20 protein-coding genes are annotated in these 23,398 nt (G+C 55.9%); 8 read left to right on the top strand and 12 right to left on the bottom strand.

The genetic code is table 11. From position 1 onward, the window contains the following. Positions 1–4: 4 nt before the first annotated feature. Together ACI4OH_RS04910 and ACI4OH_RS04905 are read right to left on the bottom strand one after the other, a co-directional pair. The gene (locus ACI4OH_RS04910) at positions 5–1,468 is read right to left on the bottom strand and encodes a nicotinate phosphoribosyltransferase (RefSeq protein ID WP_432647452.1); all 1,464 of its coding nucleotides are present in this window, start codon (positions 1,466–1,468) and stop codon (positions 5–7) included. A 208-nt stretch (positions 1,469–1,676) separates the two neighbouring features. Next, positions 1,677–2,645 carry a D-2-hydroxyacid dehydrogenase gene (locus ACI4OH_RS04905; RefSeq protein WP_432647453.1) on the bottom strand — a complete coding sequence of 323 codons (969 nt, stop codon included), beginning with the start codon at positions 2,643–2,645 and terminating at the stop codon, positions 1,677–1,679. 809 nt (positions 2,646–3,454) lie between these two features. Here ACI4OH_RS04905 and ACI4OH_RS04900 point away from each other — a divergent pair. From ACI4OH_RS04900 to ACI4OH_RS04865, 8 genes are all read left to right on the top strand, one after another. Next, positions 3,455–4,216: a nucleotide-binding protein gene (locus ACI4OH_RS04900; protein WP_435721076.1), complete on the top strand. Its 762-nt coding sequence runs from the start codon at positions 3,455–3,457 to the stop codon at positions 4,214–4,216. Between the two features lie 111 nt (positions 4,217–4,327). After that, on the top strand, positions 4,328–7,009 hold the full coding sequence (locus ACI4OH_RS04895) for a nitrogenase component 1 (RefSeq protein ID WP_435721077.1): 2,682 nt from the start codon (positions 4,328–4,330) through the stop codon (positions 7,007–7,009). A gap of 38 nt (positions 7,010–7,047) precedes the next feature. After that, positions 7,048–9,459: a carbamoyltransferase HypF gene (gene hypF, locus ACI4OH_RS04890; RefSeq protein WP_439784277.1), complete on the top strand. Its 2,412-nt coding sequence runs from the start codon at positions 7,048–7,050 to the stop codon at positions 9,457–9,459. Positions 9,460–9,499: 40 nt separating this feature from the next. Next, positions 9,500–9,730, top strand: coding sequence for a HypC/HybG/HupF family hydrogenase formation chaperone (locus ACI4OH_RS04885; protein WP_432648521.1), 231 nt, complete (start codon positions 9,500–9,502; stop codon positions 9,728–9,730). Next, positions 9,727–10,881: a hydrogenase formation protein HypD gene (gene hypD, locus ACI4OH_RS04880; RefSeq protein ID WP_439784276.1), complete on the top strand. Its 1,155-nt coding sequence runs from the start codon at positions 9,727–9,729 to the stop codon at positions 10,879–10,881. Before ACI4OH_RS04885 ends, hypD begins: the two co-directional genes overlap by 4 nt. A 12-nt stretch (positions 10,882–10,893) precedes the next feature. After that, positions 10,894–12,258, top strand: a complete 1,365-nt coding sequence (locus tag ACI4OH_RS04875) for a nitrogenase component 1 (RefSeq protein ID WP_439784275.1) — start codon at positions 10,894–10,896, stop codon at positions 12,256–12,258. Beyond that, complete coding sequence (locus tag ACI4OH_RS04870) at positions 12,255–13,598, top strand: nitrogenase component 1 (RefSeq protein WP_439784274.1); 1,344 nt, start codon at positions 12,255–12,257, stop codon at positions 13,596–13,598. The genes ACI4OH_RS04875 and ACI4OH_RS04870 overlap by 4 nt, the downstream gene beginning before the upstream one ends. Positions 13,599–13,770: 172 nt before the next feature. Next, complete coding sequence (locus tag ACI4OH_RS04865; RefSeq protein WP_439784273.1) at positions 13,771–14,052, top strand: hypothetical protein; 282 nt, start codon at positions 13,771–13,773, stop codon at positions 14,050–14,052. Positions 14,053–14,088: 36 nt separating this feature from the next. Here ACI4OH_RS04865 and nspC read toward each other — a convergent pair whose 3' ends face one another. The 10 genes from nspC to ACI4OH_RS04815 form a co-directional block, all read right to left on the bottom strand. After that, positions 14,089–15,252 (bottom strand): carboxynorspermidine decarboxylase, encoded by a 1,164-nt coding sequence (gene nspC, locus ACI4OH_RS04860; RefSeq protein WP_439784272.1) that lies wholly within the window; start codon positions 15,250–15,252, stop codon positions 14,089–14,091. After that, positions 15,252–16,454, bottom strand: coding sequence for a saccharopine dehydrogenase family protein (locus ACI4OH_RS04855; RefSeq protein ID WP_432647903.1), 1,203 nt, complete (start codon positions 16,452–16,454; stop codon positions 15,252–15,254). The genes nspC and ACI4OH_RS04855 overlap by 1 nt, the downstream gene beginning before the upstream one ends. Positions 16,455–16,522: 68 nt before the next feature. Next, on the bottom strand, positions 16,523–17,395 hold the full coding sequence (speB, locus tag ACI4OH_RS04850; RefSeq protein ID WP_439784271.1) for an agmatinase: 873 nt from the start codon (positions 17,393–17,395) through the stop codon (positions 16,523–16,525). Further along, positions 17,376–18,236: a polyamine aminopropyltransferase gene (speE, locus tag ACI4OH_RS04845; protein ID WP_432647905.1), complete on the bottom strand. Its 861-nt coding sequence runs from the start codon at positions 18,234–18,236 to the stop codon at positions 17,376–17,378. The genes speB and speE overlap by 20 nt, the downstream gene beginning before the upstream one ends. Positions 18,237–18,620: 384 nt before the next feature. Then, positions 18,621–20,096: an aminotransferase class I/II-fold pyridoxal phosphate-dependent enzyme gene (locus tag ACI4OH_RS04840; protein ID WP_439784270.1), complete on the bottom strand. Its 1,476-nt coding sequence runs from the start codon at positions 20,094–20,096 to the stop codon at positions 18,621–18,623. A 316-nt stretch (positions 20,097–20,412) separates the two neighbouring features. Continuing rightward, on the bottom strand, positions 20,413–21,204 hold the full coding sequence (speD, locus tag ACI4OH_RS04835; RefSeq protein ID WP_432648497.1) for an adenosylmethionine decarboxylase: 792 nt from the start codon (positions 21,202–21,204) through the stop codon (positions 20,413–20,415). A gap of 161 nt (positions 21,205–21,365) precedes the next feature. Next, the gene (trmD, locus tag ACI4OH_RS04830) at positions 21,366–22,094 is read right to left on the bottom strand and encodes a tRNA (guanosine(37)-N1)-methyltransferase TrmD (protein WP_439784269.1); all 729 of its coding nucleotides are present in this window, start codon (positions 22,092–22,094) and stop codon (positions 21,366–21,368) included. Next, positions 22,084–22,665 (bottom strand): ribosome maturation factor RimM, encoded by a 582-nt coding sequence (gene rimM, locus ACI4OH_RS04825; RefSeq protein ID WP_439784268.1) that lies wholly within the window; start codon positions 22,663–22,665, stop codon positions 22,084–22,086. Before rimM ends, trmD begins: the two co-directional genes overlap by 11 nt. Next, entirely contained in the window at positions 22,637–23,068 is a 432-nt protein-coding gene (locus ACI4OH_RS04820) for a YlqD family protein (protein WP_432648398.1), read from the bottom strand. The genes rimM and ACI4OH_RS04820 overlap by 29 nt, the downstream gene beginning before the upstream one ends. A gap of 98 nt (positions 23,069–23,166) precedes the next feature. Then, positions 23,167–23,394 carry a KH domain-containing protein gene (locus ACI4OH_RS04815; RefSeq protein WP_432648397.1) on the bottom strand — a complete coding sequence of 76 codons (228 nt, stop codon included), beginning with the start codon at positions 23,392–23,394 and terminating at the stop codon, positions 23,167–23,169. Positions 23,395–23,398 lie beyond the last annotated feature (4 nt).

Raw genomic sequence — 23,398 nt, 5'->3', positions numbered from 1 at the left:
CTCATCAGCCGTGAGCGCGGCGCGTCTTTGTCAGAAGGTCCATCTTGAGCTCATAGTAATCCGGCGTCATATCGAGATAATGGCGGTGCGGATTCTCAAAGCGCTGTTCCTCTTCCCAAATCTCATGGTCGAGCTGCTGTTTGACGTAGTCGCGGATGTCGGCGAGCTTCGGCAGCTCTTCCGTGCGTTTGCCCTGACGGACATAGCATTTGCGCAGGTTCTTGAATGTGCAGTTCTCAAACGAGCGGTTCTTCCACGGTTTCTGTGGGTCGACGTAACGGAACGGCTCCGTGCCGTCGATGCTCTCGCCGCAGTTGGCGATGAGGTCGGCCACGGCATGGCCGTTCTCATCGTAAACGCGGTAGAGGTCCTTGAGGCCCGGATTCGTGATTTTCTCGACGTTCTCCGAAACCTTGATGCGCGGCTCAAAGTGGTCGTCCACGCCGACGGCTGCGAGCTTGTAGACGGCGCCGAAGACCGGCTCCGACTTCGCCGTGATCAGGCGTTCGCCGATGCCGAACGAATCGATGCAGGCACCCTGATTGAAGAGCGAGCTGACCGTGAATTCGTCAAGGCTGTTCGAAACGACAATCTTGCAGTCCGGCAGGCCGGCATCATCAAGCATCTTGCGCACGCGCTTCGAGAGGTACGCGAGGTCGCCCGAGTCGATGCGGATGCCAAGGAGGCGTTTGCCCATCGGCTCGAGGACTTCATGAGCCACGCGGATGGCATTCGGGATACCCGAATGGATGACATCGTATGTGTCGACGAGCAGAATCGTCGCATCCGGATACGTCACGGCGTATTTTTTGAAGGCTTCATACTCATCGCCGTAGAACATGACCCAGCTGTGTGCCATCGTGCCCGAAATCGGAATGCCGAACATCTGGCCAGCGGAGCACGTAGCCGTGCCGACGACGCCGCCGATGTAGGCAGCGCGGGCACCGTACGTCGCGGCATCCATGTTGTGCGCACGGCGGGCGCCGAAGTCCGAAACTGCGCGGCCTGCCGCTGCCTTGCAGATGCGGCGTGCCTTCGTGGCAATCAGCGACTGATGATTGATCTGCGCGAGAATGGCCGTTTCGACGAGCTGGGCATCGATGAGCGGCGCCACAACCGTCAGGATTGGCTCATTCGGATACATGACCGTGCCCTCCGGCAGTGCGTAGATATCGCCCTTGAAGTGGAAGTTCCGGAGATATGTGAGGAATTCTTCCGAGAACATATGCTGCTGGCGGAAATATTCCACGTCTTCATCCGTGAATTCCATATTCTCAACGTATTCAATGACCTGCTCGAGCCCGGCGAAAATGGCAAAACCGCCTTCATCCGGATTCTGACGGTAGAACACATCAAAAGCTACCTGAACATCCTTATCATGATCCGCGAAATAACCATTGGCCATGGTCAATTCGTAAAAGTCCATCATCATCGTGATGTTGCGTTTGTCAAACTGCGTTTGCGTCAATGAAGCCAACCCCTTTGATGCCGTGAAAAAGCACGGCCAAATTTATAGAATGGATTTGGATATTTGGATATACGATATCAATTATATCATTTTCATCAGGGGGATGCAAAGAAAAAGGACCGCATCCCCTTTTCTGACGCGGTCCTTTTAAAAAAATACGCGGTAATAATATAGAAGGAAAACAACCAAGAGCCTCAATATCGTCATATTAATAGCCGAGACTGCGCTTGACTTCGTGGGCAAGCGGCTCCTGCTTGACAAAATGCTCGAGGTCCTCGCAGAACATCGCCACCGTCTTGTCGCGCGTGTAGGCAAGCGTCATCTTGCCCGAGCAGTGCGGCGTCAGAATGACGTTTTTGGCTGTCCAAAGCGGGTCCCCTTCCGGAATTGGCTCCTTGACCATAACATCGAGGGCGGCGCCGGCAAGTTTGTCAGCATTAAGGGCTTCAACAAGGGCGTTCTGGTCAAGCGAATTGCCGCGGCCCACGTTGATGACAAAGGCATCCTTCGGCAGCAGGGCCAGACGTTCACGCGAAATCATATTGTTCGTCTCCTTCGTGCCCGGCAGGCAGAGCACGAGGATGTCGGTCTTCGGCAGATACGTTTCAAGCTCATCCTGTTTGACGACTTCATCGTAAACAGGGCTGCGCTTGCGGCCCGTGCGGCTCACGCCGATGATGGCGGCAGGCTGGAATGACTGAATGCGCTCCGCGTAGCGCGTGCCGAGATCCCCTGTGCCGACAATCGTGATGCGGCTGCCCTTGATGGAACGCAGCGGCAGGTCATTGCGCCACTCATGGCGGCGAATCATTTCATCGTATTCCGGATAACGGCGCAGAAGCATCAGCGTCACCATGACGAGATGCTCGGCAATCGTCACGCCGTAGGCACCCGAGGAATTCGACAAGAGACATCCTTCGGGCAGCACGCCGGGCTTGAGCACGGGGTCGACGCCCGCAGAAACGCTGCAGAACCATTTGAGATGAGGCGCGGCCAAAGCGAGTTTATGGCCGCCGCCCGTCGCGGCAGCGTAGATGATGTCGACATCGGCCATATGCGGCAGGGCTTCTTCATTTGAGGTGTAGAAGGCCACATTTATCTGATGCTCGGCCGCGGCCTGCCGGATTTTTTCGCGGTGGGCATCATTCATAAAGGAATTGACGACAGCAATATTCATAAGAGAAGGCTCCCTTCCTGTAAAATTCTTGTTTCTATTTTTTATTTCGTCATGATATGGGAAAAGCCTTTTTTGTGAGCAAAAAAGATGTTACAGGGTTACATGCATTTTTACGCACATCGTAGCGTGGGGCGGGGAAATGTTTTTCGGCTTCGCCGCTCCGTTAAATGAGCCCCACTTTGGAGATTGACTTTGAAGAAAGTTCGCCGCCTGCCGCGGCGTTCTGACATCGCGGGTTTTAGCAGGATTTTCTTGGGGCTCAGCCCTGCGGGCAGTCACTGCGCGCCTGCAGGCGAAAAACATTCCCCCGCCCCCAGTTTCTTTTTGCTCGCGGGCAGGCGGACTTTCTCCCCTGTGCGCTTCTTTGTTTTGATCTGTTGACATCATTGCTCTTTGCCAAAACAGAGTAGAACTTCGCTCCCTGCCCTAAGCTGCTTCGCAGCGAGGGCAGAGCTCGTTCCTCGAAAATACCTGTCAAGATACGGCTGAACAATGAAGCAACACGACGTAAGCCAGTGGGGCCTGCCTGTAAGCGGAGCTTTGACCGCTGGCGTGAAGAATTTATTTTTTGTCCGCCAGAACCCTTGCGAAAGAGCGTCGTCCAAACGAAGAGCGTTTAGCTCTTTCGTAAGGATACCATAAAAGACAAAAAATAAATTTAGCCACCGGCCACGCGCAGCGTCAGGCAGGCCCCGCTGGCGCCTCGCTTCCACTCACCTCATCCCGCAAACTAAAAATCTGTACACATGTTTGAAAGAACTTCCCTTCCCCTTTATAATAGAAGGTAGTGTATTTTTAGGAGGGATTTTATGCGGAAAATTGCGGTGTATGGAAAGGGCGGCATCGGCAAGTCGACGCTGACGAGCAATCTGGCGGCGGCGCTGGCTGTCATGGGGAAAAAAGTCATCCAGATTGGCTGTGACCCGAAGGCAGATTCAACGATCAATCTGCTTGGCGGCAAATCCTTGCAGTCGGTCATGGGCTATATGCGCGAATTTGATGAAGAGCCTTCAGACCTCGCGGCTATTTCGGCGCGCGGTTTTGGCGGCGTGCTCTGCCTTGAGACGGGCGGACCGACGCCGGGGCTTGGCTGCGCGGGGCGCGGCATTATTGCGACGTTCAATCTGCTTGAAGACCTCGAGCTCTTTGAGCAGGAACAGCCCGATGTCGTGCTCTACGACGTTCTCGGCGATGTCGTCTGCGGCGGTTTTGCCGCGCCGATCCGCGAGGGCTATGCCGAAGATGTCCTGATCGTGACGTCCGGCGAAAAAATGGCGCTTTACGCGGCCAATAACATCGCCACGGCCGTTGAGAATTTTGCCGACCGCGGCTACGCCAAAGTCCGCGGCATCCTCCTGAACCGACGCAATGTCCCGCATGAAGAAGAAAAAGTACAGGCTTTTGCCGAAAAGCACCGCATTCCCATCCTCGCGGACATCCCGCGCAGCGACGCCATCAGCAACGCCGAGGAACGCGGCAAAACCGTCGTGGAAGATAACCCTGAGGACGCGGTCAGTCAGGAATTTTTCGCGCTGGCTAAAAAAATTCTTGCAGATCCCGAAAACAGCTGAAATTTTAGACGGCGCTGCATCACGTTTTAAATTCTGCCAGCCAGAGCAGGACAAGCAGGAAAGACAAGAAAGACAAGAAAGACAGGACAGAAAGGGAAGAAAGGAGCGCTTATGCCAGAAGCCTACAGTATCCCCATAAAAGAACTCGCCGCCCGCATGGCGGCAAAAGGCAGTGCCGGCCTGCCGGACGAGCTGCGCACAGATAGGCACCTCATCTGCAACACGCCGGCCGCGATTGACTTCAACTCGCCCGGCGCGCAGGGCTTTGGCGTCAAGCGCGCGGGCCTCACCATCCCCGGCAGCATCATGCTGCTCGTCTCCCCTGCCTGCTGCGGCCGCAATACGGCGGCTCTTCAGGGCGAAGGACATTACGGCGAACGCTTCGCCTATCTCGAGCTCGACGAAAACGACATCGTCACGGGCCGCCATCTCGCGAAAATTCCTGCAGCCGTCAGGGCTTTTGCGGAAAGCCGCGAAGAAGTGCCTTCCGTCGTCCTGATATGCCTGACCTGCGTCGATGCCCTTCTCGGTACGGATATGGAGCGCGTCTGCCGTAAGGCGGAAAAAACTGCGGGGCTGCCCGTGCGGCCCTGCTATATGTACGCCCTGACGCGCGAGAGCATCCGGCCGCCGATGATTGCCGTGCGCGAGACGATTTACGGTCTCCTGGAGCCACGCAAAAAAAGGCCTGCTCAGGCCAATCTCATGGGCTTTTTCTCGCCTGTCGCGGAAAACTCGGAGCTCCGCGCCTTCCTGCGGCAGGCCGGCATCCGGAAAATCGGGGAACTTGCCAGCTGCCATGCTTACGCAGACTTTCAGGAGCTCGCCGCGGCCAATTTCAACCTTGTGCTGTCAGAAGAAGCGTCTTCTGCTGCCCTGCAGCTTGAAAAGCGTCTCGGTATCCCCTCCATCCGCCTGCAGCGCCTTTATGAAATCGACAAGATTAGCCGGCAGTATCAGGCCCTCAGTAAGATTATCGGGGCTTCTCCTGCCCTGACGGCTCTGGCTGACTGCCGGCAAAGGGCAGAAGCTGCCGTTCATGATTTTTGCCAGCAGCATGATGATGCCGTTATCGCCATCGGCAGCCGCGTAAATGCCAATCCCTTTGAACTCGCGCTGGCTTTTGTCCGCTGTGGTCTGACGGTCCGCGAAATCTTTGCCCTGCCGTCCGCGGCCGATTCTTTCTATATCAAGAGACTGGCAGAGCTCTCGCCCGCTACGCGCATCTACTCGAATCTCGAGCCCACGATTCTTTATTATGAGGAAGATACGTCCGTGACGCTCGCACTCGGCGCCGATGCCTGCACATATCATCCGCAGGCCCAAAAACTGCCTTGGAATGAGCTCGTGCAGCCCTTTGGCTATCAGGCCGTGGAAAGTCTTTTCCACGCCATGACCAAAGCCATGGACCATGACGCTGCAGTCCCGCTGCTAATCAAAGACAGCCTGACTGACGCAAAGCGTCCGGTTACGGACGGCTGCCGAGAGAAACAGGATGCAGCGGCTGAAACTGCCTCATATTCACAGGCCGTGTTTCTCGCAAAAATTCTCGCCAAAGAAACAGAGGCAGCGGAAAAAAATGAGAAACTGCCTGCCGGCCTTTCCCTTGCCCTGCCTCCCTTTGCTCCCGATACTGCCGGTGCCGCTTCGGTGCTTTTCCCGCTCGGCGGCCTTACCGTCATCGTCGACGCGGGCGGCTGCGCCGGCAATATCTGCGGCTTTGATGAGCCACGCTGGCAAAGGGAAGATTTAGAAAAGCGTTATCCAGCAGCAAAATATCCGCACCGGCAAAATGTCCCTGCTGTCTTCAGTGCCGGCCTGCGCGATATGGATGCCATCATGGGCCGCGACGATAAACTTGTTGAGAAAATCGCAGATGCCGCTGAAAAAATCCCTGCGAAATTCGTCGGCCTTGTCAGTACGCCGGTGCCGGCCGTCATCGCCACGGACTTTCGCGCGCTCTGCCGCATGATTGAGAACAAAACAGGGCTGCCGGCCATCGCGGCCGAGACCGACGGCACACATCTTTACGATGAAGGCGCGGGCAAGGCCTATTTGTCCCTGCTCAAAAAATTTGCCACGCCGTCTGCTGACAAAGTAAATAGAGTAAATACGCTGCAGTCCGGCAAAAGGCAGGGCGGCGAAGAGCAGCATGATGAAAAAAGTCAGCCGGACAAAGTCGGCGTGCTCGGCCTGACGCCGCTTGACTTTTCGCCCGCTGCCGAAAAATCCCTGCGCGCTGCGGTGACGGCCGCAGCCGAAAAAACAGGCAGCAAGGCCGTCTTTTTCGACCGGCTCGCTGATTTTTGTCAGGCAGGCAGCCTGCAGAAAGTCATGGTTGTTTCGCCGAGCGGCCTCAAAGCCGCCCGCTTCCTGCAGCGAAGATGCGATATTCCCATCGAAACCGAACTTCCCCGCCGTTTTCTGCAGGATTTTTGCCATGATATCCTGCAGAAAGTCAGGGATGCCGTGAAAGCGCAGCCCCAAAAGTCTATTTCCATCCTGATTGTCCAGCAGCAGATTTTGGCCAATAATCTTCGCAGGGCGATACTTGCGGAACTGGGATACGATGACACCTGCGTCCATGTCGGCAGTTTCTTTGCCATGGACAAACAGCTGCAGGAAAATGGCGACTGCCATTTTAAGGGGGAGCGCGACTTTTTTGCTTATCTTCAGGCGCGTCCCGAGGCTATCGTGCTCGGCGACAAAATTCTGCGGCGCGCGCTGCCGCCTGAATTTACAGGAACATTCATCAAACTGCCGCATTTTGCCCTTTCGGGCCATTACGAATAAATCAGCCTAAAAGCATAAATATATATGAGGAAATTCTTATGTCACGTCTATCACGCTTACAAATCAAGATTTACGGCATCGTTCAGGGCGTCGGCTTCCGGCCGTTTGTCAGCAGACTGGCCGCCGCTCATGAAATTTTGGGCAGCGTCTGCAACAAGGGGCCTTATGTCGAAGTCTTTGCCGAGGGCACAGAGGAAAATCTGCGGGCCTTTCAGCAGGGACTGCGCACAGAAGCACCGGAACGCGCGGCCATCTTGAAAATCGATGCGAAAAAAATTCCTGCTGCGGAGCCATTTTCTTCCTTTGAAATCATCGAAAGTGCCAAGGAACGCGGCGATATCTTTGTCTCGCCCGACATCGCGACCTGCGATAAATGCCGCAAAGAGCTCTATGACCCGCACGACCGCCGCTATCTGCATCCTTTCATCAACTGTACGGCCTGCGGTCCGCGCCTGACCATCCTCGAGGCCATGCCGTATGACCGCGAACGCACGAGTATGCGCGAATTCCCGATGTGCGAAAAATGTCATGAGGAATATGTGACGCCGGAGAGCCGCCGCTACGATGCCCAGCCCGTCTGCTGCAACAGCTGCGGGCCTGAAGTTTATCTTTTGGGACGTGAGGACGTGCGCGGCAAAGAGGCCATCACGGAGACGCGCCGCACGATTGCGGGAGGCGGCATCGCGGCCATTAAGGGCATCGGCGGCTTCCATCTCTGCTGCGACGCCACGAACGAAGAGGCCGTCAGCCGCCTGCGCGCGCTCAAACACCGCCCGCAGAAGCCCTTTGCCGTCATGATGCACGATATGGACGCCGTGCGTGCAGCCTGCGAGGTGGAAGACGGCGAAGAAGAAATGATGACGGGCCACCAGAAGCCCATTCTGCTGCTGCGAAGAAAAGAGGACAGTCCTCTGGCCCCCAGTGTCGCCCCCGATAATCCAAAAGTCGGCGTCATGCTGCCCTATGCCCCTGTCCAAATGCTGTTATTCGATTTTCCGGGTCAGGACGATGTTGAGATGCCCGCCATGCTTGTCATGACGAGCGGCAATCCCTCGGGCGCGCCAATCTGCCATAACGACCGCGAGGCCGCAGAAACGCTCCTGCCCATGTGCGACTGCATCCTCTCGCACAACCGCCGGATCCGGCTGCGCGCCGATGATTCCGTCATGGACTGGTTCGAAGGGAAACCTTACATGATCCGCCGCAGCCGCGGCTTTGCCCCGCTGCCTTTTTTGCTCAGTGCACCCTTAAAAGGTCAGGTGCTTGGCATCGGCGGCGAACTCAAGAACACGTTCTGCCTCGCGAGCAATCACCTATTTTATCCCTCGCCCTACATCGGCGATATGAGCGACCTGCGCACGGTGCTGGCTCTCAAAGATTCTGTCGGGCTCATGGAGTCGCTGCTCGAGAATCAGCCCGAAGTCATCGCCTGCGACCTGCACCCGCGCTACAATACAACGACGGTAGCCGCAGAACTTGCCGAAAAAACAAATGTGCCGCTCCTCAAAATCCAGCATCACTACGCGCATATTCTCTCGTGTATGGCCGAAAACGACTGGCAGGAGCCCGTCATCGGCGTTTCGTTTGACGGCACGGGCTACGGCACGGAGGGCACAATCTGGGGAGGCGAATTTCTGCTTGCCGGTTACGAGGGCTTCAAAAGACTCGGCTCCATCATGCCGTTCATGCAGGCGGGCGGCGACAAATCCTCGCGCGAGGGCTGGCGCATCGCCGTCTCCCTGCTCAAAAACGGCCGCAGCCATGCAGAATGGCAGAAAATTGTGCAGGAACTTGGCCTCTGCAGCGAGCAGGAATTTAAGGCCCAGTCCTTCATGCTCGAAAAAAATGTCAACTGCATCGAATCGACGAGTGCCGGCCGCCTGTTTGACGGCGTCAGCGCGCTTTTAGGCCTTCGCCGCCGGTCGACATTTGAGGGCGAAGCCTCGATGGCCCTGCAGTTTGCCGCGGAAAGCTGGGAAAAAGAGCAGTTTGACGCCGGAAAATCTCCTATTGAAGAACTTTTTGAAGAACTTCATGGTCTCGCGGATTTTGCAAAGCCCATAAATGCGGAGGAAAGCCCTGCTAAAAAGCTCAAAAAAGCCGCCGACGGCCGCTTCCTGCTGCCGAACGACGCCCTTTTTGCGGAGCTCTACCGGCTGCGTCGGCAGGGAGAAGCCCCCAAAATGCTTGCCTATCTCTTTCATGCAGCTCTTGCTGAAGAGATTCTCTCTGGCTGCGAGCGTGCGCGCGCAATTTCCGGCTGCCATGCGGCGGCCCTAAGCGGCGGCGTCTTCCAGAATCTCCTCTTGCTGCGCCTTGTCAAAGAGCGTCTGCAGCAGGCGGGCTTTACGGTCCTGCAGCACAGCCTGCTGCCGCCCAATGACGGCGGCATCTGTGTCGGACAGGCAGCCTATGCCATGTACGCGCTGCAGAAGCAGGCCAAATCGTAAAATCACTTTGTTTTATATATTTTAGGAAGGAAGTCTTATCATGTGTGTCGGATTGCCAGCTAAAGTCGTGAGTCTCAAAGACGGCATGGCCCTCGTCGATGCCTCGGGCGCGCGCCGCGAGGTCTCGGCAGAACTCCTCACGGATATCGACCCCGGCGACTACGTCATGGTCCACGCCGGTCTTGCCATCGCCAAAATCACGGCCGATGATGAAGAAGAAACGAATACTCTGCTGCAGGGTCTTGATGAGCAGGAGGAAATAGACGGATGAAAAAAGACGCTGCCCAGCGGGCGCTTGCCATCATAAAAAATTATCAGGGGCCGAAAATCCGCATCATGGAAGTCTGCGGCACGCATACGCATGAAATATTCCGGCTCGGCATCCGCAGCCTGCTGCCCCAAAATATCGAGCTGATTTCAGGGCCGGGCTGCCCCGTCTGCGTGACGCCGGTTTCCTATATCGATGAGGCGATTTTTCTCGCTTTGGAGAAAAAAGCCGTCATCTGCACATTTGGCGACCTCATGCGCGTGCCGGGCACGAAGGGCAATCTCTACGATGCACGCAGCCAAGGCGGCAAAGTCCAAATCGTCTACACGCCGCTCGATGCCGTGACATATGCGGCGGAGCATCCCGAGGAAGAAGTCGTCTTCCTCGCCGTGGGTTTTGAGACGACCACGCCGATTTCGTGTCTCGCCGTCAAACGCGCGGCAAAACTCGGTCTCAAGAATTTTTCCCTGCTCACGGCCAACAAGACCATGCCGGCCGCTTACAAGGCCATGGCGAGCCACACGGACGCCTATCTCTACCCCGGCCATGTCTGCGCGATTACGGGCACCTCTTTGCCGGAAAGCCTCACGGAGCAGGGAATTTCGGGTGTCGTCACGGGCTTTACGGCCAGCGAGCTTTTGACGGCCATCGCGGTCATTATCGAAAAAAGCCGGCAGGGAAAGCCATTTTTCGTCAACTGCTATCCGCGCGTCGTAAGGCCTGAGGGCAATCCTGCGGCCTGCGCGCTTATCGAAGAATACTTAGAGCCCTGCGACTCCGAGTGGCGCGGCCTCGGCGTGCTTAAAAAGAGCGGTCTGCAGCTGCGCGAAAAATACGCGGCCTTCGATGCCCGCAGGCATTTTGAAATCCCTGAGATTGAGGGCCATGCCAATCCGGCCTGCCGCTGCGGCGAGGTGCTGCAGGGGAATATCAAGCCCATGGACTGCCCGCTCTACGGCAAAATCTGCAAACCGGAGCATCCCATCGGGGCCTGCATGGTCTCGCGCGAGGGGGCCTGCTCCGCCTACTACCGCTACGGCACGAAGCAGGTTTTTTCGCTAAAAGATACTGCCGCAGAAAAGAAAGACGTGACGAACGCGCCCGGAGCAGCACAAAAGCAGGGCGCCCCCGCAGGGGAAGCTGAATCGGACTGAGGAGGTGTCATCATGCTAAAACGGCTTTTTCCGCCATCGCCGCAGACTTTGGAGAAAGCAGCGCCGTCCGGGCCTGTTTCCGTTCTTCTGCGCAAGGCAGAGTATCCTGTCCCCTTCCCGCACGCCCTCGAGTACTCCGCGCCGTGCCGCGGCACATGGAACATCGTACACACGGGCATGCTGATTCCCGGGACGCATCAGATTTTCATCTGCGCCTCGGGCTGTCTGCGCGGGGTCGTGCTGACGGCCGCCGAAATGGGCTTCATGGGAAGGTTTTCCTCCATTGAACTGCACGAAAACGATTTGACAGGCCGCGACAACGAAATGCTGATCATCGAGGGCGTCACGGACATTCTCGCGCGCCTGCCCTACAGGCCGCACGCCATCCTGCTGTTTCCGGCCTGCGTCCATCATTTTCTCGGCTGCAATCTGCGCTTTGTCTATCAGACACTTCGCAAGCGTTTCCCTGACATTGCGTTTGCCGAATGCTTCATGGACCCCATCCGCCAGACGCGCCACTTAAAGCCAGAAGAACGCCTGCGCCGCGCCATCAGCCGCCTGCTGCCGGAGCTGCCAAAGGAAAAGCAGGTCTCGATTTTCGGCAATAATTTAAAAACCGATGGGGACAGTGACTTCGTGAAACTCCTGCAGGCGGGCGGTTTTGCTATACGCGATATGTCGGACTGTCAGAGTTACGACGAATTTCAAAAACTCGGCGCCTCAAGGCTCAACCTTTATACGAATCCCTTTTCCGTACCGGCCGTACAGGATATGAAAAAACGCCTGCAGCAGGATTTTTTCTATCTGCCGCAGACATGGGACTTTACAGAAATCGCAGCGCTCCTAAAAGAACTGGCCGCAAAGCTCGGCCTGCCCTGCCCTGATTTTTCGCACGAACAGGCAAAAGCCGAAAAAACTTTGCAGGAAGCACGGGCTCTTATCGGCAGCACGCCTCTGGCCCTCGATTTGTCGTTTACGTTCCGCCCGTTTGGCCTTGCAAAGCTCTTGTGTGAGCACGGCTTTGCCGTCACAAAAATCTACAGCGATGCCGTAAGCCCTGAGGAAGAAGAAGATTTTTACTGGCTTAAGGAACACCACGGCAATATCGAACTCTGGCCGACAAAGGCCCCTCTTTTGCGCGTGCTCAAAAGGCCGGCCGCGCCGCAGGACGGAAAACCGGCTCTGCTGGCCCTCGGGCAGAAGGCCGCTTATTTCAACAATACGCCGTATTTTGTCAATCTCGTCGAAAGCGGCGGGCGCTGGGGCTTTGCCGCCGTGCAGAAACTCGCCCTCGATATGATGGCTGCATACCAGCAGCCTAAAGATATCGAAGCAAATGTCAGCCGCAAGGGACTTGGGGGGCCGTGTATCTTATGAAACATATGAAACAAACTGCCAGCATCATCTCCACGTATTCGGCCGATACCTTCGGCGTCTGCTCGGCACTTTATGAGCTCGGCGGCATGGTCGTCATCCACGACCCCTCGGGCTGCAATTCGACGTATACGACGCACGACGAGCCGCGCTGGTTCCATGAGGACAGCCTGATTTTCGTCTCGGCCCTCACGGAGCAGGACGCGATTCTCGGCAACGACCGGAAACTCGTCGACGATATCGTCACGGCCGCCCGCGAGCTAAAGCCGCGTTTCATCTGCCTGATTCCCTCGCAGATTGCCCATATGATCGCGACGGACTGCCGTGCCCTCTGCCGCATCATCGAAAAAAAGACCGGTATCCCCTCGTTCACGCTGCCGACGAACAGCATGCATTACTACGGGCGCGGCATATTTTTTGCACTTGAAAAGATTGCGGACTTTGTCTGCCAAAAAGCAAAACAGACAGGCTTTGCCGGCCGGCAGCAGGGCAATCATAAAGAAAAGATCCTTCCCGATGAAGATAACGGAACGGATGGAGCCAGCAAAAAAAATCCTGCCGCGGCTCCTCCATTTCCAGAGTGCGTCTCTCTAAAAATCAACCTGCTCGGCGCGACGCCGCTCGACTTTGCCATGAATGGCAGCGTTGATTCCATCAAAAAATGGCTCGAACGTCAGGGCCATACGGTAAAAAGCTGCTGGGCCATGGGCAGTTCTTTTGACGAGATTTTATCGTCCTATGATGCCAACTGTAATCTCGTCTTGGGTTACGGCGGCCTCGGCGCGGCAAGAAAAATGCAGCAGGAACTCGGCATCCCGTATAAAGTGGGCCTGCCCATCGGCGGAAAATTCTTCCCTGTCTGCGGCACGGCCTCTTTGCCTGTTTCTGCATCGCCCTGCTCTCGGGCAGCACAGCCAACTTTCGCGAAAGAACGCAGCAAATCTTTTTCAGCAAATGCCGCCAGGCCGAAGCAGCCTCAGAAAATTTTCCTGATTGGCGAGACGGTCTTTGCCGAGTCGCTGGCCGCGGCCTTAGCAGAAAAAATCGGCTTTTTGCCCACGGTCATTGTGCCGATGGAAACCGAGGCCGAAATCTGCACGTATGACACCCTGCAGCTGACCGACGAAGCCGAGCTCGTGCCCGTGCTGAAGACAGCGGACCTCGTCATCGCCGACCCTCTCTATCGGCCCATCTGCCCGCCCGCTGCTGCCTTCGTGCCTTTGCCGCACACCGCATTCTCGGGACGCCTGTATCTCAAAGAAATTCCGAATCTCATCGAAGAAACTGTTTTTGCATCCTTTGCCGAAAAAGTGCTGGCCAAACTGCAGGAAAAAAGCGTATAATGGAGACAAATCGCCGCGAATCATCTGTTTCCTTCAGGCATGTGTATATGTGCGAACGAGGCGGCCATTGGGGCATAGCCAACGCTCCGCGCAGCAGGCTGAAGCTTTGCTTATGGCTATGCTCCAATGGCCTCAGGTCTATCTCTCATTTTCAAGATAAAAAGGAAATTTTATGCTCTTAACAATCGCTCATGTCTTCGCCTACGCCATCATCCAGACGTTTGGCTTTTCGATTTTCACGCTGGCCCTGCAGCGTCTCGGCAAAATCCGGCGCCTCTACAGGCTCAAGGCCTTTTTCTTTCTGCTGCTCATGAACGCGGCGGGCACGCTGACGTACGGCGAAGCCGCGTGGCAGCGCGTGACCACGCCTTTGGCCGCCGGGATTTTCCTCATCGGCATGGTCTTTTTCTTCGGCAGCCATCTTTATTTAGGATGGAAACATATCCGCAAATAAAAAACTCCCCGTCATGGGGAGTTTTTTTATGGGAAATTACAGACGCATCTTGAAATCTTCGTAGCCAAAATGGCGGACAGTCTGCCAGCTGCCGTCTTTTTTGCTCGCGATGATGTCGGGCAGCGGCATGCCGTTGAACGTGTTGTTCTTGACCATCGTGTAGATGGCCATATCGCCAAAGACAATGCGGCCGCCGACAGCGAGTTTTTCGTCAAACGAATACGTGCCAATCGTATCGCCGGCCAGACACGTCGGCCCCGCGAAGGTGTACGTATGGGCCTTTTCGTGCGGCCCGCCGCTGCCGATAACGGGCGGACGGTACGGCATCTCGATGACATCGGGCATATGGCAGGCCGCCGAAGTATCGAGAATAGCAATGCCGTCGCTTTCCCTGCTCTTCTGGATGTCGAGCACTGTCGCGACGAGGAAACCGGCATTGAGCGCCACGGCCTCGCCGGGCTCAATGTAAATGGTAAGATTGTAGTTCTCCTGCATATGGCGGATGCATTTCTTGAGGAGCGCAATATCGTAGCCTTCCCGCGTGATGTGATGGCCGCCGCCAAAATTGAGCCACTTCATCTGCGGAAGGTATTTGCCGAATTTCTCTTCGACGGCCTCAAGCGTCACCGCGAGGGCATCGGCGCCCTGTTCGCAGAGTGTATGGAAGTGCAGGCCCTCGAGTCCTGCGAGCTTGTCTTCCTCAAAATCGCGCAGCCGCACGCCGAGCCTTGAGCCCTCGGCACACGGGTCGTAAATCGCGTGTTCCTGTGTCGAGCGTTCGGGATTGATGCGCAGACCGCACGAAACACCTTTGGCCACGGCCTCGGGGCCGAATTTTTCCCACTGGGCAAACGAATTGAAGAGGATATGGTCGCAGATTTTCACGAGCTCAGGAAAATCTTCCTCTTTATACGCCGGCGAGAACACATGATTCTCTTTGCCCATTTCCTCATGACCAAGTTTTGCCTCATAGAGGCCGCTGGCTGTCGTGCCCGAGAGATACTTCGCGATGAGCGGATAGTAATGGTACATCGAGAAGCATTTCTGCGCAAGCAGCACATGCGCGCCCGTGCTCTCCTCAATCTCGTGCAGGATAGCGAGGTTGTGCTCTAAGAGGTCTTCCGCGACGACATACGACGGCGTCGGCACTTCGAGGCATTCCGGACGGTAAAGCTCCTGTAACGTTTTCTGCGCGCCCATCAGTCGACGAGCTCCGGATGAAAGCTTTCCTTCCATGGCAGGCCCCATTTATTGAGGGCATCCATGAACGGGTCCGGGTCGAACTCTTCGATGTTCTTGACGCCGGGGCCCTTCCACGTACCGTTCATGATGAGCATCGCGCCAATCATCGCGGGCACGCCCGTCGTGTACGAAACGGCCTGCGAGCCGACTTCCTTATAGCATTCCTGATGGTCGCAGACGTTGTAGAGATAGTACGTCTTGTCCTTGCCGTCTTTCTTGCCGCGGAAGATGCAGCCGATATTCGTCTTGCCCTTTGTGCGCGGGCCGAGGCTCGCCGGGTCAGGCAGCACAGCCTTTAAAAACTGCAGCGGGACAATCTGCTTGCCCTCAAATTCAATCGGCTCAATCGACGTCATGCCGACATCTTCGAGGCATTTGAGGTGGTTGAGATAGCTTTCACCAAACGTCATAAAGAAGCGGATGCGCTTGATGCCCGGGATGTTGAGACCGAGGCTCTCGAGCTCTTCGTGGTGCAGCAGGTACATGTCCTTCGGTCCGACTTCGGGGAAATTGTAGACGCGCTTGATTTCCATCGGCTTCGTCTCGACCCAGTGGCCGTCCTCCCAGTAGCTGCCGTTGGCCGAGACTTCGCGGATGTTGATTTCCGGATTGAAGTTCGTCGCAAACGGATAGCCGTGGTCGCCGGCGTTGCAGTCGAGGATATCGATGTAGTTGATTTCGTCAAAATGATGCTTGAGCGCATAGGCCGCAAAGACGCCCGTGACGCCCGGGTCAAAGCCTGAGCCCAAAAGTGCCGTGATGCCGGCCTTCTCGTAGCGCTCACGATAAGCCCACTGCCATTTGTACTCGAACTTCGCCGTGTCCTCCGGCTCGTAGTTTGCCGTGTCGACGTAATTCGTCTTCGTCGCGAGGCAGGCATCCATGATGTGCAGGTCCTGATACGGCAAAGCGAGGTTTAAGACGACGTCAGGCTTAAATTCGTTAATCAGTGCGATGAGTGCGTCGACATTGTCGGCATCAATCTGAGCCGTCTGGATTTTCGTTTTCGTCGTGCCCTCGAGTTTTTCCTTCAGCGCGTCGCATTTCGACTTTGTACGCGAGGCAATCATGATCTCGCTGAACTCGTCCGAATTCTGGCAGCATTTGTGAATGGCGACACTCGCAACGCCGCCGCAGCCGATGATTAAAGCTTTTCCCATATTAAGGCCTCCTGATAATAATGTAGTTATGTATGTAAATCTTAAACGGACCCCTGATGTTTTTGCAGTCAGAGATACGGTTTTTCCAAACAGAGCAGCATTTCGCGCAGCAGCTTCAGGGCCGTGGCCGTCGACGCGCCGCTCGGGTCGAGTGGCGGTGAGAGCTCGACCATGTCGCAGCCGACGATATGGCAGCCGCGGATGACGCGCAGCGCCGCGGAAAGAAGGTCCGTAAAGCGCACGCCGCCCGCCTCCGGCGTCCCCGTGCCCGGGAAACACGAAGGGTCGAGCACGTCGAGGTCAATCGTGAGGTAGACGGGCCTGCCCTTGAGACTTGCAATCGTCTCGTCAAGTCCCGCAAAGCTGAACTTCTGGATATGCGTATGGCCTTCTGCCGACCAATACCATTCCGCACGTTCGCCGCTCCTGATGCCAAACTGATGGATGCGGCCATCGCCAAGAAACTCCCAGATGCGGCGGATGACCGTCGCGTGCGAGAGTCGGTTGCCGAGATATTCCTCGCGCAAATCGGTATGCGCGTCAAAATGAATCAGCGCAAGGTCGGGATATTTTTCGTAGACGGCGCGGACGGCCGGCAGAGACACGAGGTGCTCGCCGCCGATTAAAAATGGCAGCTTGCCATCCCCGACGATATCGCGCGCACAGGCTTCGATATCGCGCAGAGCCATTTCCGTATCGCCAAAGCAGAGCTCAAGGTCGCCGCCGTCAAAGACCTTCGCATCCTCGAGGTCGAGGTCCTGATACGGACTGTACGTCTCAAGGCCGTACGACTCCGCGCGCATCGTGCGGCTTGCAAAACGCGTGCCCGGACGATACGACGTTGTCGAATCAAACGGCGCGCCATAAAGCACGATGCGGCTCTCTTCATAAGGATTTTCGCAGCCGAGAAATGTCTCGACATTACGCTTCCGGTTCAACATCTCTCAGCATCTCCTCCACATAATTCGGCAGCGCAAACGCACCGGCGTGCAGCTGCGTATTGTAATAGCGCGTCTTGAGACCCAGGGCATTCCAGCGGACCCAGTTAACATCCTTCACGGGATGGCGTTTTTTCGAGGCAAAGCCAAACAGCCAGTGCCCCGAAGGATACGTCGGGATATGCGCCTGATAAACGCGGCTTATCGGGAACGAATCGACAATGCGTTTATGCGCGCGCTGCATCGCGTACGCATCCTGCTGATAAAACGGGCTCTCATGCTGATTGACCATGATGCCGTCCTCACGCAGGGCCTTATAGCAGTTGCCGTAAAACTCCTTCGTAAACAGCCCCTCGCCCGGCCCAAACGGGTCCGTCGAATCGACAATGATGAGGTCATACGCATTTTCCGCATGGCGCACGTACTTGAGCCCGTCCTCATAATGGATGCTGACACGCGGGTCACCGAGACACCCCGCCGTCTGCGGCAGATACTTTTTGCAGACCTCGACGACGAGCTCATCGATTTCCACGAGGTCGATATGACGGATTGTCGGATAACGCAAAAGCTCCCTCACCGTCCCGCCATCCCCGCCGCCGATGACCAGCACCTCGCGCGCGTCGGGATTGACGCACATCGGCACATGCGTGATCATCTCGTGGTAAATGAACTCATCCATCTCCGTCAGCATCATATACCCGTCAAGCGTCAAAAAACGCCCGAACTCCTTCGAATCAAAAATATCGATGCGCTGAAACTCACTGCGCCCCGAATAAAGCTGCCGGTCCACCTTAATCGAAAGCCTGACATTCGGCGTATGGTTCTCCGTAAACCAAAGTTCCATCTAAGCCCTCCTTTATCGCACGAACAGCGTCGTAACTTGAAAATAATATTGTTTCATAGAAGCACAGCCCTGAGGCATCAGGTGGTATCCATAAGCGCAGCTTCAGCCTGCTGCGCGAAGCGTTGGATACCATATGATGCCGCCTCAATTTGCAAAAGCATATGCGAGCCTGAGGCCATGGGGCACAGCCCTAAGTGGAGCTTTGGTCTTCTGCGTGAAGAACTTATTTTTGCCAACCAGAACCCTTGCGAAAGAGCGTCCGTCCAAACGAAGTGCGTTTAGCTCTTTCGTAAGGATGCCATAAAAGGCAAAAATAAGTTTAGCAGAAGACCACGCGGAGCGTTGGCTGTGCCCCAGTGGCCGCCTCGTTTCATCGAACTCTCCCTATTTCACCACATTGAGCCGTGCAATCGTCATGTCTTCGGGCCCCGTCATCTGGCACCCCTTTTTACGCGCATATTTTATATAGGTAAGGATCTCCTCCGTAATGCGCTCCCCCGGTGCGAGAATCGGGATCCCCGGCGGGTAGCACATGACGAACTCGCTGCAGACGCGTCCGACGGTTGCCTCAAGCGGCAAAGACTCCTTCTCCGCGTAAAACGCTTCCTGCGGCCCGTAGACGACCTCGGGCTCGATGTACTCGGCCTTCAGCATCTTCGACGAATCCTTGCGGTAATTGCGCCGGATCTCCGCGAGAGCCGCGACGAGGCGTTCAATATCCTTCGGCCTGTCGCCGACTGACACATAGGCCAAAAGATTTGCGATATCGCCAAACTCCGTCTGGATGTCGTACTCATCGCGCAGAATGTCGTAGACCTCGATGCCCGCGAGCCCCGTCGGCCGCATGAAAATCGAGAGCTTCGTCGTATCGAAGTCGAAAATCGAATCGCCGTTGATGAACTCGCGGCCGTAGGCATAATAATCGCCAATCGCGTTGATTTCCTCGCGCGCGTATTCGACAAGCGAAATGACCTTGTCAAAAATCTCCTGTCCGTGCAGCGCGAGATTGCGCCGGCTGATATCGAGACTCGAAAGCAGAAGATACGAGCCCGACGTCGTCTGCGTGATGTTGATGACCTGATGCACATAGCCCGCGTTGACATGCGGCCCGCAGAGCAGCATCGAGCTCTGCGTCAGCGACCCGCCCGACTTATGCATGCTGATAGACGCCATATCGGCCCCCGCCGCCATCGCCGAGACCGGCAGCTTATCGTGAAAGTAAAAATGCGTGCCGTGCGCCTCGTCGGCAAGCACCATCATGCCGTGCTCATGTGCGACTTTGACAATTTCCCTGAGATTCGAGCAGATGCCGTAATACGTCGGATTATTGACGAGCACGGCCTTCGCGTCCGGATGACGGCGAATCGCCTCCTTGACCTCCTCGACGCGCATGCCGAGAGAAATCCCGAGCGTATGATCCATCTGCGGATTGACATAAACGGGAATCGCACCGCAAAGAATCAAAGCATTAATCGCACTCCGATGCACATTGCGCGGCATGATAATCTTATCGCCGCGCTTCACCGCCGTCAGCACCATCGCCTGCACGGCCGAAGTCGTCCCCCCGACCATAAAAAACGCATGCGCCGCGCCAAACGCCTCGGCCGCGAGTTGTTCGGCATCACGGATCACCGACACCGGATGGCAGAGATTGTCGAGCATCTTCATCGAATTCACATCGACATCAAGACACTTCTCCCCGAGAAAATCCCGCAGCTCCGGATTCCCGCGCCCGCGCTTATGCCCCGGCACATCAAACGGCACCAGCCGTGCCCGCTTCATCCGCTCCAGCGCCTCCAATATCGGCGCACTCTCCTGCGAAAGATACCTTTTCAATCCAACTTTCACTTCCTTTATCATCTCATATGTACATACCTGAGGAAAAGGGACATCCCCATAAGCGAAGCTTCAGCCTGCTGCGCGGAGCGTTGGGGATGTCCCTTTTCCGCCTCACTTTACAGCAGTATAGCAGGCCTAAGGCAAGAGATGGTGAGCCGTCATAAGTGAAGCTTCAGCCTGCTGCGCGGAACGTTGACAGCTCACCATCTCCTGCCGCCTTGCCATCCTTGTTGCGGCAGGGTACATCCTTAAGGCCGTAGTGGGTATCCATAAGCGAAGCTTCGGCCTGCCGCGCGTAGCGTTGGATACCCGCTACGGCCGCCTTCGTTCCTCGATGTCAGTACAGATTTTTCCCGCTGTATATCTCAATCATTTCGCGCCGCAGACTGTTGCTGATCGCGAGCCTGTCCTTCGGCGGAATCTCATAGATATCGGTGTTAAAGAGATAATTCTGCAGCTTCGGCTCCTTAATGAGCATGCGCGTGTGGAAAAGATTCGCCTGATAGAGATTGATATCGACCGCATCGTAACGGTCGAGCGTCTCCTGTTTGATGAACTCCTGAATCGACCGCATTTTCGAATCCATGAAGAGCTTGCGGCCGTCGACATCGCGCGTAAAACCGCGCACGCGGTAATCCATCGTGATGATATCCGAGTCGAACTGTGCAATCAGATAATCAAGCGTCTTTAAGGGCGAAATCTCACCGCACGTCGCCACATCGATATCGACGCGGAACGTCGCGATGCTCGTGCCCGGATGGAACTCGGGGTACGTATGCACCGTGACATGACTCTTGTCGAGGTGCGCGAGAATCGTATCGCCGAGGATGGCCGACTCGACGGGCTTTTTGCGCCCCGAAGCCACGGCCTCCTCTTCGGCAATCAGCATCGTCACACTCGCCCCCTGCGGGTCGTAATCCTGTTTCGCGATATTTAGGATGCGCGCGCCAATCATCTCCGTGACCGTCGAAAGAATTTTTGTCAGACGCTCCGAGTTGTACTGCTCATCGATGTACTTGATATAATCCTGCTGTTCCCGCTCCGATTTTGCGTAACAGATATCATAAATATTGAAGCTCAATGCCTTCGTCAGGTTATTGAAGCCGTACAGCTTCAGCTTTTCCTCCAATCCGCCAAAACCTGCCTTTCCCTTTGTCATTCGTTTCTGTTTTTACGTCTTTTATGAAAATAGGCCACGGCTCTCAGAAGCCATGGCCTATCTGCTAACTTTAGCTTTATTTTAGCAAATTTTACCTGCCTGAACAAGTAAATTCTATGTTACAGAATCCCTTATAAACCGCGCAGGAATTCTTTGTCTTTTTCGCTGAGTTCCTTTTTCTCAAGCAGGTCCGGACGCTTTTCTTTCGTCATGCGCAGGGACTCTTTACGGCGCCATTCGCGGATTTTCGCGTGGTCGCCGGAGAGCAGCACCTCAGGCACGGCCATGCCCTCAAATTCGCGCGGCCGCGTGTACTGGGGGAACTCCAAAAGGCCGTCGTAGAACGAGTCAGTCGGTGCGGAATCCTCATCGCCGAGAACGCCCGGCAGCATGCGCGAGACGGCGTCCGTGATGACCATGGCCGGCAGCTCGCCGCCCGTCAGCACGAAGTCGCCAATCGAGATGGCCTCGTCCGCAAGCGGATAAATCCGCGCATCAAAGCCCTCGTAATGGCCGCAGATGAAGACGAGCTGGTCATACTTTGCAAGTTCCTTCGCCTTTTCCTGCGTGAAGACCGGCCCCGACGGGTCCATGATCAGCACGCGGCGGTTCCCCGCAAATTCTTCGGTCCTTGCCAGCACATCGCGCACGGCGCGGTACATCGGCTCGGGCTTCAGCACCATGCCGGCCCCGCCGCCAAACGGCGAGTCATCGACGTGTTTGTGCTTGTCAAAGGAAAAATCGCGGAAATTCGTGAAATGAATATCGAGGATGCCGTTTTCGACCGCGCGCTTCGTGATGCTGTCGCCAAAGGGGCCTGCAAACATCTCGGGGAAAAGCGTGACCATGTCAATGCGCATCGTCCGTCTCCTCCGGCAGGGTGACGACCATAATGCCGCCCTTGACATCGATTTTTTTGACCACAGCTTTGAGTGCCGGAATCAAAAGCTCGCTGCCGTCCGTGCAGCGTGCCTGATAGACGTCGTTGCTGCCCGTGCGCAGGACATTTTCGACCGTGCCGAGTTCTTTGCCGCTTTCATCGAGGACCTTCAGGCCGATGATGTCAAACGTGTAGAACTCGCCCTCTTCAAGAGGGGCTGCCTCGCTGCGGTCCACCGTCAGCAGCCGGCCCGTCAGGCGCATCGCGTCTTCGCGCACAGGATATTCGCGGAATTTCAGCAGGACGAACTGCTTGTGGTATTTGCAGCTCTCGATGTGCAGCAGCTCATCGCCGACCATGACTTCCTTCATGCCGGCAAAGCGGTCCGTAAAATCCGTCAGCGGGATGATGCGCATCTCGCCGTGAATGCCGTGGGCGGCACCGACCTTGCCGATGGTCACGCGGTTTTTCATGTCGATTTTCGGCTGCTGGCCCTTTTTCGAAGCTTTGAGGCCCCTGTTATTAGCCGCGGATGGCGATAATCTTGTCATCTTCCACCAGCACTTCCACGTTCATGAGCTCGCGCATGTCGTCGCCGACTTTGACCTCGACCTGACGCTCGAGCGTGCCCTGTACGATTTCCGAACCGATTTTGAGTTTTTCCGTCTTTTCCTTTTGGGCAAGAGCCTGCTCGCGGTACTCGGCGCGCTTCTGCTGCTCCTGACCGAAATGCTGCTGAATGGCACCTAAACGCTGGATTTCCTGCGGCGTCGGCTCGTCCGGATTAGCCGGGCCGTTCTCGTCGAGGACGCGTTTTTCCTGAATGCGGAGCTGCTGAATCTCGAGCTCGGCGCGCTGGATGCCCTCATCGAGGTCCTTGATCATTTTCTCTTTGAGCTTTTCCGTGACTTTTGCCTTGATCGTCACCGGCATCTTGAGCGAAATCGTGTTCATAATCTGCCTCTTTTCTGCTATATAAATAGGTAAGCATATAAAAAGCGGCAAAGCCCTCTTTCCTGTACTTATGTACAGCGGGGCGATGCCGCTTCTCTTTAAATAATCTCAACCGAGACTTTTTTGTTCTCCCGGGTGGCTGCGGCCTTGACAACTGTACGCATGGCTTTCGCGATGCGTCCCTGACGGCCGATGACCTTACCCATATCATCCTCAGCCACGTGGAGGTCAAGTTCGACCTCACGGCCCTGCTGTTTTTCTTCCACGCGAACATCTTCGGGATGATCTACCAAGGACTTTGCGATAACTTCAACAAGTTCTTTCATGCTG

It is taken from the genome of Mitsuokella apri (assembly GCF_051886055.1).
Taxonomy (GTDB): domain Bacteria; phylum Bacillota; class Negativicutes; order Selenomonadales; family Selenomonadaceae; genus Mitsuokella.
This window is presented reverse-complemented; position numbering and strand designations above follow the sequence as displayed.